The sequence below is a fragment of the Streptomyces sp. NPDC104831 genome, assembly GCF_055583025.1.
In genome coordinates, this window is record NZ_JBVJOT010000018.1 from 18,377 (window position 1) to 31,731 (window position 13,355).

The following is a 13,355-nucleotide window of genomic DNA, read 5'->3' on the forward strand; positions in this document are numbered from 1 at the left end:
CCCTTCGGGGACTGAAACCGGTGCCCTTCCGGGGGGACGCCGTCCCCCCGGACCCCACTGTTCGTCTCGGGCCGTCCCCCGGGCCGTCCAATCCCAAATCCCGTGCTCCCCAGACGCTGTGCGGGTGCCCCTTTGAACCTTGGGAGTTGGCCCATGACCCATCAGTCAGTGGAGCCCAGGACCGCGGCCGAGGACGCAGGCGAAGGCAGCCGCGTCCCCGCCGGGCGGTCCTGGCTCGACCGGTACTTCCACATATCCAGAAGAGGATCCACGGTCGCGCGGGAAGTGCGCGGCGGCATCACCACCTTCATGGCGATGGCGTACATCCTCCTGCTCAACCCCCTCATCCTGTCCGGCAAGGACGCGGCGGGGGACACGCTCGGCCAGAAGGCGCTGATCACCGCCACCGCGTTCGCGGCGGCCCTCACCACGCTGCTGATGGGCTTCGTCGGCAAGGTGCCCCTCGCCCTCGCCGCCGGCCTCTCCGTCTCCGGTGTCCTGTCCACCCAGGTCGCGCCCGAGATGACCTGGCCGCAGGCCATGGGCATGTGCGTGATGTACGGCGTGGTCATCATGCTGCTCGTCGTCACCGGCCTGCGCGAGATGATCATGAACGCGATCCCGCTCGCGCTCAAGCACGGCATCACGATGGGCATCGGCCTGTTCATCGCGTTCATCGGTTTCTACAAGGCCGGCTTCGTCCACCAGGGCAAGGGCGGCCCGGTCACCCTCGGTCCCGCAGGCGAGCTGACCGGCTGGCCGGTCCTGCTCTTCGCCGGCACCCTGCTGCTGATCTTCATGCTGCAGGCCCGGAACCTCCCCGGGGCCATCCTCATCGGCATCGTCAGCGGCACCGTCGTCGCCCTGGTCCTGAACGCCACCGGTGTCATCGACGCCGGGCAGTGGGCCAACGGCACCCCGGAGCTGCACGGCGGCGCGGTCTCCATGCCCGACTTCTCGCTCTTCGGCGACGTCGAGTTCGGCGGCTGGGGCGAGGTCGGCGCGATGACCGTCGGCCTGATCGTGTTCACCCTGGTGCTGGCCGGGTTCTTCGACGCGATGGCCACCATCATCGGCGTCGGCACCGAGGCGAACCTCGCCGACGACAAGGGCCGGATGCCGGGCCTGTCCAAGGCGCTGTTCATCGACGGTGCCGGCGGTGCGATCGGCGGCGTGGCGGGCGGCTCCGGCCAGACCGTGTTCGTCGAGTCGGCCACCGGCGTCGGCGAGGGCGCCCGCACCGGGCTCGCCTCGGTCGTCACCGGCCTGTTCTTCGCGGCCTGCCTGTTCTTCACGCCGGTCACCGCGATCGTGCCGCAGGAGGTCGCCTCGGCCGCCCTGGTCGTCATCGGCGCGATGATGATGGCGAACGCCCGGCACGTGGACTGGGCCGACCGCGCCACCGCCGTCCCGGTCTTCCTGACCGTCGTGCTGATGCCGTTCACGTACACCATCACCACCGGTGTCGCCGCGGGCGTCGTCTCCTACGTCGCCATCAAGACCGCCCAGGGCAAGGCCCGCGAGATCGGCGCCTTCATGTGGGGTTTGACGGTGGTGTTCCTCGTCTACTTCGCCCTTCATCCCATCGAGGGCTGGCTGGGCGTCCACTAGCCCGCCCGTCCCCGCCCTCCACACCCGTGAGGAGACCGACAGATGCTGGACATCGCCGAGGAACTGCACCGGTGGGTCGAGCAGGGCCGCGACTTCGCCGTCGCCACCGTGGTGGCCGTCGGCGGCAGCGCCCCGCGCCAGCCCGGCGCCGCGCTCGCGGTGGACGCCGACGGCACGGCCGTCGGCTCGGTATCCGGGGGCTGCGTCGAGGGCGCCGTGTACGAGCTGTGCCGGCAGGCGCTGGAGGACGGCGAGACCGTTCTCGAGCGCTTCGGGTACAGCGACGAGGACGCCTTCGCCGTCGGCCTGACCTGTGGCGGAGTCATCGACATCCTCGTCACGCCGGTCCGGGCGGACGGTCCCGCCCGGCCGGTGTTCGCGGCCGCGCTGGCCGCCGCCGCCCGAGGGGAGGCGGCGGCGGTCGCGCGCATCGCCGAGGGACCGGCCGGGCTGCGGGGCCGGGCCCTGGTGGTCCGCCCCGACGGCTCCCTCGACGGCGGCTTCGGCGGCCACCCCGAACTGGACCGCACGGTCGCCGCCGAGGCCGGGGCCTTCCTGGACGCGGGCCGCACGGGCACCGTGGAGATCGGTGAACAGGGCTCGCGCTGCGGCGCCCCCCTCACCGTCCTGGTCGAGTCCTCGGTGCCGCCGCCCCGGATGATCGTCTTCGGCGCGATCGACTTCGCGTCCGCGCTGGTCCGCGTCGGCAAGTTCCTCGGCTACCACGTCACCGTGTGCGACGCGCGACCGGTGTTCGCGACCGGGGCCCGCTTCCCCGAGGCCGACGAGATCGTCGTCGAGTGGCCGCACAGGTACCTGGAGCGCACCGAGGTCGACGCCCGCACCGTCCTGTGCGTCCTCACCCACGACGCCAAGTTCGACGTGCCGCTGCTGCGGCTGGCGCTCGGGCTGCCGGTCGCCTACGTCGGCGCCATGGGTTCGCGCCGCACCCACCTGGACCGCAACGAGCGGCTGCGCGCCGTCGGCGTCACCGAGCTGGAACTGGCCCGGCTGCGCTCCCCGATCGGCCTCGACCTCGGCGCCCGGACGCCCGAGGAGACGGCGCTGTCCATCGGGGCGGAGATCGTCGCCGCCCGCCGCGGCGGCAGCGGCGTGGCCCTGACCGGCGCGCACACCCCGATCCACCACGACCCCGGCACCCGCCCGGCGGGCCGGATCGGCTCGGTGGCCTGAACGGGCTCAGGCCCGTTCGAGCAGCCGGTCGGCGGCGCGGGCGAACATCCGGCGGGCCGCCCGTCGCAGCACGCCGTCGAAGGCGCGCGGCAGGAAGCGGACCCTCAGCTCCTCCCGCCACACCACCCGGCTGCCGCCCCCGGGAGCGGGACGGACCTCGATCTCCGCCCAGCCGAGGATCGTCCGGCCCCGCTTCTCCAGCCGGCACATCCCGCCCTCGCCGCCGGCCGGCGGGTGCCAGACCGTCACCTCCATGACGTCGTCCAGCGCGAGCGGGCCGATCCCGGAACGGGCCAGGAAACGCGTGCCCTCGCGGTCCGGCGGGGGTGTGAGCACCCTGATCCGGGTCAGCGGGACCGCTTCGGCGTGCCGCGGCCACCGGGTGAGCCGGCGCCACGCCTCCTGCGGCGGGAGGGGCACCGTACGCGTGAGGGAGAAGAGGGGCACGGCACGATCGTAGGCGCGCTCCTCGCGTCGCGCCCCGGCACGGGGGCGCGGGCGGCTACGGGCGGTACACCTTGCCGGGCTCCGCCTTGCCGGGCGCCAGCAGCTGGGGGACCGTCACGAAGACGTAGCCGCGCTTCTTCAGCGCGTCGATGATGCCGGGCACGGCCGGCACGGTCCCGTCGTAGATGTCGTGCAGCAGGATGATCCCGTCCCGGGAGGACTGGTCGAGGACGCGCCGGGTGATGAGCGCGGAGTCGGTGGTGGTGTAGTCCTTGGCGGTCACGCTCCACAGCACCTCCGCCAGGCCCAGCTCCTTGCTGATCTCGTGCACGTTCGCGTCGGTGCGGCCCTGCGGCGGGCGCATTAGGGTCGGCTTGCGCCCGGTGAGCCGCTCGATCGCCTCGTTGGGCCGGTTCAGTTCCTCCCGTATCTCCTTGTCCGATATCTTGGTGAGGATCTTGTGGTCCCAGGTGTGGCTGGCGACCTCGTGACCCTCCGCCGCCATCCGCTTGACCAGCTCGGGGTACTTCTCGATGTGCCGCTTGCCGAGCAGGAAGAAGGTGGCCGGGACCTTCTTCTCCTTCAGGATGTCGAGCAGCCTCGCGGAGTTCTCGCTGGGCCCGGCGTCGAAGGTGAGCGCGATGCACTTGGCCTTGCGGCAGTCGACGGTCCCGAACGCGGCCGGCGCGCCGTGCGCCCCCTCGTCGCGGACGGTGCTCGGGGCGGTCGTGTCGACCTGGGCGCAGCCGGCCAGCGTCAGCGACAGGCCGGCCGTGGCGGCGAACGCCCACCGGCGCAACCTCCGGCCCGTTCCGTGCATCTTCCTGTGCGCGTGCTGCGGCATGGCGTTCGTGTCGGTCAAGAGAGGCATGCCGGGACTATACACTGCGTGTATAGTGCACATGTTCGAGCCCCCTGGGCGCACCGGCCAACGACCCCGTGCACACCGGTAGTACCGGCCGGGTACTCCGAGTAACCTCGGGACCATGACGCGCACGGGGGAGCGAGTCGGCACGGCACGGTTACGGACACCCGCCTGGATCGCGCGCATCGAGACGCCGGACGGGCGGGTCCTCGGCGCGGGGGTGCTGCTCGCCCCGGAACGGGCCCTCACCGCCGGCCACGTCGTGCGCCCCGGCCGCCCCTACACCGTCCGCCTGGTCGGCGTGCCCGGCCTCGCCCCCGTGACCGCGACCGTCCACCCCGACGAGCACGTGCCCCAGCGCGAGGACACCTTCGGCGACCGCAGCGGCGACCTCGCCCTGCTGCGCCTGGCCCCGCCGCTGCCCGCCGAGCACACCACCCGCCTCTACCGGCTCGCCGCCCCGCACGGACCCGTCAGCATGTACGGCTTCCCCGACGGCGACGACGGCGGGCGCTGGCACGGCGCCACCCTGGTCGCCGCCCGCGGCCGGGACAGCCAGGTGCAACTGCGCCCGCTCACCCCCGGCGAACTGGCCGCCCCCGGCTTCAGCGGCGGCGGAGTCGTCGACCACGCCACCGACCAGGTCATCGGCATCGTCCTCAGCGTCGACGAGGGACCGGGCTCCGCCTTCAGCTACATGAGCCCCACCGAGACCATCCTCAGCCACCTGCCCCAGGCCGCCGCCTGGACCGACGGGGCCGAGGCCGTCGACCCCCGGCTGCGCACCGGCACCGGCCCCGCCGCCGGCCGGCTCGACGTGCCCTTCGCCACCCGCCTCGCCTCCTGGTTCCGCGGCGAGGGCTGGCCGGTGCTCGTCACCGTCGTCCCCGGCCACGGCGACCGCGCCTTCACCCTCCAGCGGGCCGTCACCCTCGCCGACCGCGAACTGCGCACCCACCGCAACACCAGCGCCGTCAGCCACGACCCGCCCGAGACCGTGCCGCCCGCCGGCGCCCACGACCTCGCCCTGGACGTAGCGGAGCTGACGACCGCCCAGGTCATGGACCGGATCGCCGAACGCCTCGGCATCCGCGACGACCCCCGTCCCGAACGGCTCGGCACCCTGCGCCTGCCGCTCGCCGCCGTACTGGCCGGCGTCGACGAGGCGGCCGAACCCGACGCCCTGCTCGCCCTGCTGGACCGCCTCGCCCGGCAGGGCGCCCGGCTGCTGCTGGCCTTCCGCGCCCCGGGCGAACCCGCCGCCCGCGCCGCCGAGCTGCTCGTCCACCGGCCGCTGCGCGACCGCTGGGCCCGGCTGCGCACCGAACTCGACCGCATCACCGACGAACTGGGCCCGGCGCTCGACACCCGCCGCGACCGCGTCCTGCCCGGCCCCGGCACCCCCGCCCTGATCGACCGCGCCGACGCCGGTGTACGGCGCACCCGGATGCTGCGCGCCTGGGTCGCCCACACCCCCGACCCGGAGCGCGACCCCGCCACCGCCACCCTGCTGTTCACCTTCGAGGACGCCGTCGCCCGCCGCCGTCGGCGCCTGGAGAACGCCATCGGCCTGCTGGACGCCCGGCTGCGCCGCCGTGCCGAACTCCTCGGCCGGATCGGCGCCGAGTGGCCGCTGTGCCGGCAGCGGGCCGCCGCACACGGCGAGAGGGTCATGGCGGCGTACCGGCTCTACGAGGAGGCGCTTTCACTGCTGCGGCAGACCCCCTGCGACATCGAGCGGGCCGAGGCCGCCGTCGACCGGTTCGTCGGCTTCTGCTCCGCCACCGCACCCAAGGAGGAGGGCGCGTCGTGACCTCGTGCGTCCGGCCCGGCTGCGCGGGCCGCATCATGGCCACCGGCTACTGCGACACCTGCGGCCACCGGCACGCCGAACCCCGCACCGAACCGCACCCCGGCCCGGACGCCGGACCGCCCGGACCGGCCCCGGCCGCGACCGCAGCCGCCGAACCGCCCGTACCGGCGGCCGTGCACGCCGTCGCCGGACTCGGCGAACTCGACCAGCACGGACTGGTCGTCCTGCCCGACGTCCCCGCCCCCGGCGACGTCCTCGTCACGGACCCCCGCCCGCCCTCCGGGGGCCGCCGCTGCGGCGCCGGCGGCTGCACCATGACCATCGGCGTCGGCTACGGCGACCAGCCCGCCCGCCCCACCGGCCACTGCCCCCGCTGCGGCACGGCCTACTCGCTGCTGCCCCGGCTCCACCCGGGCGACGTCGTCGACGACCACTACAAGGTCCTCGGCTGCCTCGCCCACGGCGGCCTCGGCTGGATCTACCTCGCCGAGGACACGCGCGCCGACGGCTACCGGGTCGTCCTCAAGGGCCAGATCAACGTCCACGACGTCCACGCCCGCCACACCGCCGTCGAGGAGCGCCGCTCCCTGACCGCCCTGCACCACCCCGACATCGTCCGCTTCGTCAACTACTTCGAGCACGAGACCGCCGGACACCCCCCGACCGGTTACCTCGTCATGGACTACATCGCCGGACGCTCCCTGCAACAGCTCATGGACGCCGACGACATCGAACGGATCTTCCACGGCCGGCCCCGCCTCGACCACGTCCTCACCTACGGCTGCAAGATCCTCGGTGCCCTCCAGTACATGCACGAACGCGGCCTGCTCTACTGCGACATGAAGCCCGCCAACGTCGTCCACTTCGGCCGGGCCGTCAAGCTCGTCGACCTCGGCGCCGTCCGCGCCATCGGCGACCGCGCCTCCGCCTACGTCTACACGCCCGGCTTCGCCCCGCCCAAGGAGGAGATCGACCGCCGCGGCTGGCACGTCGACAGCGACCTCTACACCGTCGGCATGACCCTCCAGGCCCTGGCCCGCGGCACCGAACCCGCCCGCGGCCTCAGCCCCGACTCCTTCCGCCGCCTCGTCGCCCGCGCCACCCACGACGAACCCCGCGCCCGGTTCCGCTCCGCCGCCGAGATGTCCCGCCAGCTCTGGGAGGTGCTGCGCGAGTTCCGCGCGCTGCGCTTCGGCGAGCAGCTCCCGGAGAGCTCCACCCGGTTCCGCCCCTCCGGCGCCGGCCTGGACGCCGGGCTCGGCGCGATCCCCGCCCTCGGCCACTGGACCCTCCGCACCGGCGACCTGCCCGCCCCCCTGGACGTCTCCCCGCCCGACCCCGCCGAGGTGGCCGGCGCCCTGCCCGAGCCGGTCCCCGACCCCGACGACGGCGCCGCGCTGCTGCTCGACTCCTTCCCGCCCGACGCCCCCGACCGGGTCGCCCGGCAATGGCCCCGCGAATCCCGCCTCGGCACCCCCGAGACCGCCCTGTGGCTGTGCCGCGCCTATCTGCGAAAGGGCGAGCAGCGGGCGGCGGAGAGCTGGCTCGCCGAGGCCGAGACCCAGCTCGGCGAGCGCGCCGCCGCCCACGACTGGCGCATCGCCTGGCACCACGGCGTACTGCACCTCAGCAAGGGCGAGGTGGAGCCGGCCGGCGCCCGCTTCGACGCCGTCTACCAGGCCCTGCCCGGCGAATACGTGCCGAAGCTCGCCCTCGGCCACTGCGCCGAACACACCGCCGGCGCACGCCGGGCCCGCGCCATGCGGTACTACGAGGCCGTCTGGAAACGGGACTTCGCGCACACCGCCGCCGCGTTCGGCCTGGCCCGCGGCCACCTCGCGGCCGGCGACCGGGACGCCGCCGTGCACGTCCTCGACGAGGTCCCCGCCACCTCCCGGCACCACGACGCCGCCCGCATCGCGGCCGTCCGCATCCGCGCCGGCATCCTGCACGGCACCCCGCCCACCCCGGCCGGCCTGCGGGACGCGGCCCGCCGGCTGCCCGAACTGCGCCTGGACGGCGGCGCCGCCGACGGCGAGTCCCGGGCCCGGCTGGTCGCCGAGGTCCGCGAGAACGCCCTGCACAGCCGCCCCGCCCAGGGCTGGGGACCGGACTTCCCCACCGGGGACCTCTTCGGCGCCGGGGACGAGGACGGGCTGCGCACCCGGCTGGAGCAGTCCTTCCGGCAGCTCGCCGCGCAGGCCCGCACCGCCGGGGAACACGGCCGGCTGCTCGACCTCGCGCACGCCGTCCGGCCCCTGACCACCTTCTGACCCGCCCACCAGCTCCGGGAGAAACAGCGATGACCGTGGCCGAGGAGACCGAGGTGACGCTGGAGGTCGGCCAGCGGACGGAACTGCCCGCCGTGCCCGACCCGGCCGGGCACCGCCCCGAACGCGAGATGCACGCCATCCTGGAGATCGGGGTCCGCGGTCCGGCCGGCACGCCGCGCATCACGCCCGCGCCCGGCACCGGCCCCGCCCTCGCCGAGGTGCTGATCGTCGACACCTCCCGCTCGATGCTCCACCCCCCGGCCAAGCTCCACGCGGCCAAGGACGCCACCGTCGCCGCTGTCCGGATGCTGCCCTTCGGCACCGCCTTCGCCGTCCTCGCCGGCCGGTTCGACGCCACCGTCGTGCACCCCGGCCCCGGCCGCCAGGTGCTCGCCGTCGCCCGGCCCGGCGAACGCGAGGCCGCCGAACGCGCGGTGCGCATCCTGGACGCGGACGGCGGCACCGCCATCGGCACCTGGCTCGACCTCGCCCGGCGACTGCTCAAGGACCAGCCCGCGCCCGTCAAACACGTCCTGCTGCTCACCGACGGCCGCAACGAGCACGACCACCGCTCCCGCCGCCCGCTGGAGACCGTGCTCGACGCCTGCGCGGGCCAGTTCGTCTGCGACGCCTGGGGCATCGGCGACGACTGGGACGCCGAACTGCTGCTGAACATCACCCGGCGGCTGCACGGCCGCGCCCGGGCCGTCCGCCGGGAGGCGGAACTCACCGCCGCGTACGAGGAACTCGTCGCCGGACTGCTCGGCACGGCGGTGCCCGAGCTGCGCATCCGGCTCACCCCCACCACTCCCGGCACGGTCATCCGGCAGGTCAAGCAGGTGGTGCCGAACGAACAGGAACTGCGGCCCGTCCCGGCCGGACCGGGCGGGCGCGCCGCGGAGTACGTCACCCGGGCCTGGGGCGACGAGGTACGGCACTTCCAGGTCGTCCTCACCGCCGACCCCACCGGCCGGGAGAGCGGCGAGGAACTCCAGCTCGCCGCGGTGGAGATCGTCGTACCCGGAGTCCGGCGCCCGCTGCGGCTGCCGCCGCCCCGGCCCATCCTGGTGCGCTGGACCGACGACCCGCTCGACGCCTCCCGGCAGCATCCCGGGGTCCGCCGGCACGAGCTGTACCAGCGGGCGAGCGCCGCCGTCGCCCAGGCGTACCGGGCCTGGCTGCGCGGCGCGGAGGGCCGGGACACGGGGGACCGCGAGCTCGCCCGCGCCCTCGCGCTGGCCGCGGAACTGGGCGACGCCCAGCTGCTCGGTGCGCTCCGCCTGATCGAGTCCCCACCGGGCACCGGCCGCATCCGCCCCGGCCTCAAGGACGTCGACTGGCAACACCTCATCCTCTCCAGCGCCCTGACGACCCCACCGGAACAACCGACGCCCTCACCCACGGGGGCGGGGCGCGAGGGTGCCGGCGGGGGCGGGAGCGCGGCCGGGGGGCCGGGACCGGCGGGAAGCGGCTCCTACCGGGGCCGTGCTGACGGGGGCGCCGGTGCGGGTGCGGGTGCGGGGCGCGGGGACGCCGGCGGGACCGGGAGCGCGGCGGGGGAGAGGGGGCCGATGCGAACCGGTGGCGGCGGAGGCCGCGACGAGGGCGGCGCGGTTCCGGGCGGGGCGGGTGTGGGTGGTGCGGGAGGGGCCGGTGTCGACCCGGCCGGTGCACGTCCGGACGGCCCCGGCCCGGGCCACACGCCTCCGGGCGCCGCGGACGTGGGCGGCGCGGGTGTGGGTGGTGCGGGCTGGGCCGGTCCGGGGCCGGGTGGTGCGGGCGTGGTGGGTGTGGATCCCGTCGGTCCGGATCCCGTCGGTCCGGGGCCGGCCGGTGCGCGTTCGGGCAGCCCGGGCCACGTGCCTTCGGGTGGCGCGGACGTGGGCGGCGCGGGTGCGGGTGGTGCGGGCTGGGCCGGTCCGGGTCCGGGTGGTGCGGGCGTGGTGGGTGTGGATCCCGTCGGTCCGGATCCCGTCGGTTCGGGGCCGGCCGGTGCGCGTTCGGGCAGCCCGGGCCACGTGCCTTCGGGTGGCGTGAACGTGGGGGGCGTGGATGTGGTCGATGCGTACCCGGGCGGTCCGAGGGCCGACCACGTGCTTGCGGACCACGCGCCTCCGGCCGGTGCGCACGTGGACGGCCCGGGGCCGGCCGGTGCGCGTCCGGGTGGCCCGGGGGCCGGTCACGGACCTCGGGACCACGCGCCTTCGGGCGGCGCGCACCCGGTCGGGGCCGGGACGCCCGGTGCGCGGGGGCCGGGAACCGGCGGGGCCGGCGCCGAGCCCCCGCCGGGCGCCGCCGGCCCCGCCCTCCCCGTCCGGCCCGACGGTCTGATCGAGTGCCCGGAGTGCCGCTGGCTCGGTCCGGCCGACTCCGTCTACTGCGGGGGCGACTGCGGACGGCTGCTGAGAGGGGCGACGGCATGAATCCGGGAAACGCCGGGACACCCGGCGCGGGCGGCGGCCGGGGCATACCGCCGGACCCCGGCGCGGGCCGGGGCACGCCCGCCGGTCTCGGCGCCGGTGAGGGCGCGTCACCCGGCTTCGGTGCCGGTCACGGCGCGCCCGGCGCCGGCGGGGGCACGGCTCCGGGCGCGGGCGCCGGTTCGCCCGTACTCCCGCCGTCGCGGCCGTCCCCGTCCTCCCCGCGGTCCCCGTACCTCCCGTACCCCGGGCGGACCCCGTCCTCCCCGGAGCCCCGGCGAGCCCCGGCGGCCCCTTCGGCGCGCCCCGCCGACCGCCCCGCCTCCGGTCGGCCGGGCCGTGTGCTCGCGCGGCCGGTCTCGTGGGTCACCGGGACCGGTTCGCCTCCCCCCGGCGGCAGCACCACCGCGCGGGACCTCGCCCTGCGCCACCGCCTCCTGCTCGCCCTGTCGGCACTGCTCACCCTGTCGCTGTTCGTGTCGTACCAGGGCGTGCACGGCGACGCGAACCCGTTGCGCACCTCCAGCGCCCCGACGGTGCTGGCCCTCGACACCGCGCTGTACGCGCTCGACCAGGCCCAGCGGGACGCCGTCCGGTCCGCACCCGTCAGCGACTTCCAGAACCAGATCTCGGTCGCCGTGCGGAGCCTCGCCGCGGCCGCGGCCGACGACGACCTCGCCAGGCCGGCGGGCCGGCAGGCCCTGCAGACGGTGGCGGGCCTGATCACCGTCTACGCCGTCAAGGTCCAGCAGTCCCAGGTCCAGCCAGAGAACGACGTACTGCGCGAGGCGTACCTCAGCTACGCCACCAGCGTCCTGACGGAGCGGTACTCCGGCGTACGGGACCGGCTCGAAGCCCTGCAACGGCAGCAGCGCGCCACGGTGCACCGCCAGACCTCCTTCGGCCCGCTGCTGTGGCTCGCCTGGGCCGTGACCCTGCTGCTCGCCCTCGCCCTCACCGCGGCGCTGCTGGAGACCCAGCGATTCCTGCGCCACCGCTTCCGGCGCCGTTACAACCGCCGGCTCATCGCCGCCGGACTTCTGTCGCTCGCCGGCGTCGCCGTCACCGTGCTGTTCACCGTGTGGACCCAGGCGGGGATGAGCGACACCCGGACACTGCTCGACAGCCCGCTGGCCGGGCCGCGCATTCCCGAAGCGGGGCGGGACACCGCCTCGTACCTGGCCGGCACCGGCTTCCGCGCGGCGGCGTCGGTGTGGATCCCGATAGGAGGCGTCCTGCTGATGGCACTGGCCGAGACCGGCCTGCGACGGCACATCAACGACTACCGGTTCAGGCCCCGGTGAGCGCGCCCCCCGGCGGCCCGGCGGCGGCCGCCCCCGGCACCCGGACCCGCCCGCCCCGCCGCACGGCCCGCACCGTCACCGTGGTGGCGAGCGCCCTGGTCCTCCTCGCGGCGGCCGTGGTGGTGGGCGTACGCGCCGCCGGGCACGAACCGACCGTGACGCTGCTGGCCAACTGGACCAGCGACGACGAACGCCACTTCCGGGAGGCGGTCATCGAGCCGTTCGAGCGGAAGCACCGCGTCCACGTCGACTACCAGGGCAGCAACGCCGAGAGCCAGGTGCTCGGCGCCGACGTGGAGGCAGGCACCCCGCCCGACGTGGTGGTGCTCACCGGGCCCGGCGAACTCGCCGAGTACGCCCGGCAGAAGCACCTCGTGGCCCTCGAAGACCTGGTGCCCCGCGAGGACTTCGGCCCGCCCTGGTCGACCCCGCTGGCGGACGGGCACGTGTACTGGTTCCCGCTGAAGGCCGACGTGAAGAGCATCGTCTGGTACCCGGGCGACCTCGGCGAGCGGGAACGCCGTGAGGCCGTGCACCGGCCGGCCGAGTGGTGCGTCGGCATGGGCTCCGGGGCCACCAGCGGCTGGCCCGGCACCGACTGGATCGAGGACCTCCTGCTCCAGCGCCACGGCCCCGACCTCTACCAGCGGTGGGCGAGCGGCGCACTGAGCTGGCGGTCCACGCAGGTGAGGGACGCTTGGAAGACCTGGGGCGAGCTGGTCGGCGCCGGCCGCGACCCGGAGCTGGTCCGGCGGGCCCTGATGACCCCGTACCAGTCGGCGTCGCAGCCGATCGCCCGGACGCCGCGGGGCTGCACGCTGGAGCACCAGGGGGCGTTCGTCCGGAACTACCCCGCCTGGCAGCACGCCGACGGCCGGTACGCCCCCTCCGCCGAGCTGCTCCTCGACGCGCCCGCCCCGCGCGCCTGGGAGGTCTCCGGGGACCTCGTCGCCCTGCTGCACGACACCCCGCAGACCCGGGAGCTGATCCGCTACCTGGCCTCGGACGAGGCCCAACGCGCCTGGAGCGCCAACGAGTCCGGCTTTTCCGTGCACGCCGGGACGCGGTCCTCCCCCGACGGGGGCTCGGCCTGGCACCGCTCCCTCGCGGCGGCCCTGCGCGACGGGCGGACGGCGCACTGCTTCGACGCCTCCGACGCCATGCCGCCCGCGGTGCGGGACGCGTTCGCCGAGGCGGCCATCGAGTTCCTCGCCCACCCGGACCGCCTGGACCGCCTGCTGCGCTCCCTGGACACGCTCGGCGGCACCCGGGGCCTGACCTGGCTGCCGTCGGTGTGCGACCGCCCGTCGTGACGCCCCGCGCCCGGCGGTGCCCGGTGGAAGGGGGGGGGGGGGGGGGGGGGGGGGGGGGGGGGGGGGGGGGGGGGGGGGGGGGGAGGAGGGGGGGGGGGGGGGGGGTGGGGGGTGC

At 75.6% G+C, this 13,355-nt stretch carries 9 protein-coding genes; 7 read left to right on the forward strand and 2 right to left on the reverse strand.

Annotated features, from left to right (window positions below; translation table 11 throughout):
• The first annotated feature begins 153 nt into the window (after positions 1 to 153).
• Positions 154 to 1,611 carry an NCS2 family permease gene (locus ACZ63H_RS14890; RefSeq protein WP_469864939.1) on the forward strand — a complete coding sequence of 486 codons (1,458 nt, stop codon included), beginning with the start codon at positions 154 to 156 and terminating at the stop codon, positions 1,609 to 1,611.
• 42 nt (positions 1,612 to 1,653) lie between these two features.
• Positions 1,654 to 2,805, forward strand: a complete 1,152-nt coding sequence (locus tag ACZ63H_RS14895) for an XdhC family protein (RefSeq protein ID WP_469864941.1) — start codon at positions 1,654 to 1,656, stop codon at positions 2,803 to 2,805.
• 6 nt (positions 2,806 to 2,811) lie between these two features.
• Here ACZ63H_RS14895 and ACZ63H_RS14900 read toward each other — a convergent pair whose 3' ends face one another.
• The gene (locus tag ACZ63H_RS14900; protein ID WP_469864943.1) at positions 2,812 to 3,252 is read right to left on the reverse strand and encodes an SRPBCC family protein; all 441 of its coding nucleotides are present in this window, start codon (positions 3,250 to 3,252) and stop codon (positions 2,812 to 2,814) included.
• Between the two features lie 55 nt (positions 3,253 to 3,307).
• The gene (locus ACZ63H_RS14905) at positions 3,308 to 4,072 is read right to left on the reverse strand and encodes a polysaccharide deacetylase family protein (RefSeq protein WP_469865117.1); all 765 of its coding nucleotides are present in this window, start codon (positions 4,070 to 4,072) and stop codon (positions 3,308 to 3,310) included.
• Between the two features lie 166 nt (positions 4,073 to 4,238).
• On the opposite strand from ACZ63H_RS14905, the gene ACZ63H_RS14910 reads away from it, so the two are divergent.
• The 5 genes from ACZ63H_RS14910 to ACZ63H_RS14930 all read left to right on the forward strand — a co-directional run bounded on the left by ACZ63H_RS14910 (position 4,239) and on the right by ACZ63H_RS14930 (position 13,240).
• The gene (locus ACZ63H_RS14910; RefSeq protein ID WP_469864945.1) at positions 4,239 to 5,930 is read left to right on the forward strand and encodes a trypsin-like peptidase domain-containing protein; all 1,692 of its coding nucleotides are present in this window, start codon (positions 4,239 to 4,241) and stop codon (positions 5,928 to 5,930) included.
• Positions 5,927 to 8,203 carry a serine/threonine protein kinase gene (locus tag ACZ63H_RS14915; RefSeq protein ID WP_469864947.1) on the forward strand — a complete coding sequence of 759 codons (2,277 nt, stop codon included), beginning with the start codon at positions 5,927 to 5,929 and terminating at the stop codon, positions 8,201 to 8,203. Before ACZ63H_RS14910 ends, ACZ63H_RS14915 begins: the two co-directional genes overlap by 4 nt.
• A 29-nt stretch (positions 8,204 to 8,232) precedes the next feature.
• A complete protein-coding gene (locus ACZ63H_RS14920; RefSeq protein WP_469864949.1) occupies positions 8,233 to 10,626 on the forward strand; it encodes a vWA domain-containing protein in 2,394 nt (797 codons plus the stop codon).
• 338 nt (positions 10,627 to 10,964) lie between these two features.
• Positions 10,965 to 11,927 (forward strand): hypothetical protein, encoded by a 963-nt coding sequence (locus ACZ63H_RS14925; RefSeq protein WP_469864951.1) that lies wholly within the window; start codon positions 10,965 to 10,967, stop codon positions 11,925 to 11,927.
• Positions 11,924 to 13,240, forward strand: a complete 1,317-nt coding sequence (locus tag ACZ63H_RS14930; protein WP_469864953.1) for an extracellular solute-binding protein — start codon at positions 11,924 to 11,926, stop codon at positions 13,238 to 13,240. Before ACZ63H_RS14925 ends, ACZ63H_RS14930 begins: the two co-directional genes overlap by 4 nt.
• Positions 13,241 to 13,355 lie beyond the last annotated feature (115 nt).

Coding starts and splice junctions, on each gene's coding strand:
- ACZ63H_RS14890 (WP_469864939.1), top strand. CDS start 154: ATGACCCATCAGTCAGTGGAGCCCAGGACCGCGGCCGAGGACGCAGGC.
- ACZ63H_RS14895 (WP_469864941.1), top strand. CDS start 1,654: ATGCTGGACATCGCCGAGGAACTGCACCGGTGGGTCGAGCAGGGCCGC.
- ACZ63H_RS14905 (WP_469865117.1), bottom strand. CDS start 4,072: ATGCACGGAACGGGCCGGAGGTTGCGCCGGTGGGCGTTCGCCGCCACG.
- ACZ63H_RS14910 (WP_469864945.1), top strand. CDS start 4,239: ATGACGCGCACGGGGGAGCGAGTCGGCACGGCACGGTTACGGACACCC.
- ACZ63H_RS14920 (WP_469864949.1), top strand. CDS start 8,233: ATGACCGTGGCCGAGGAGACCGAGGTGACGCTGGAGGTCGGCCAGCGG.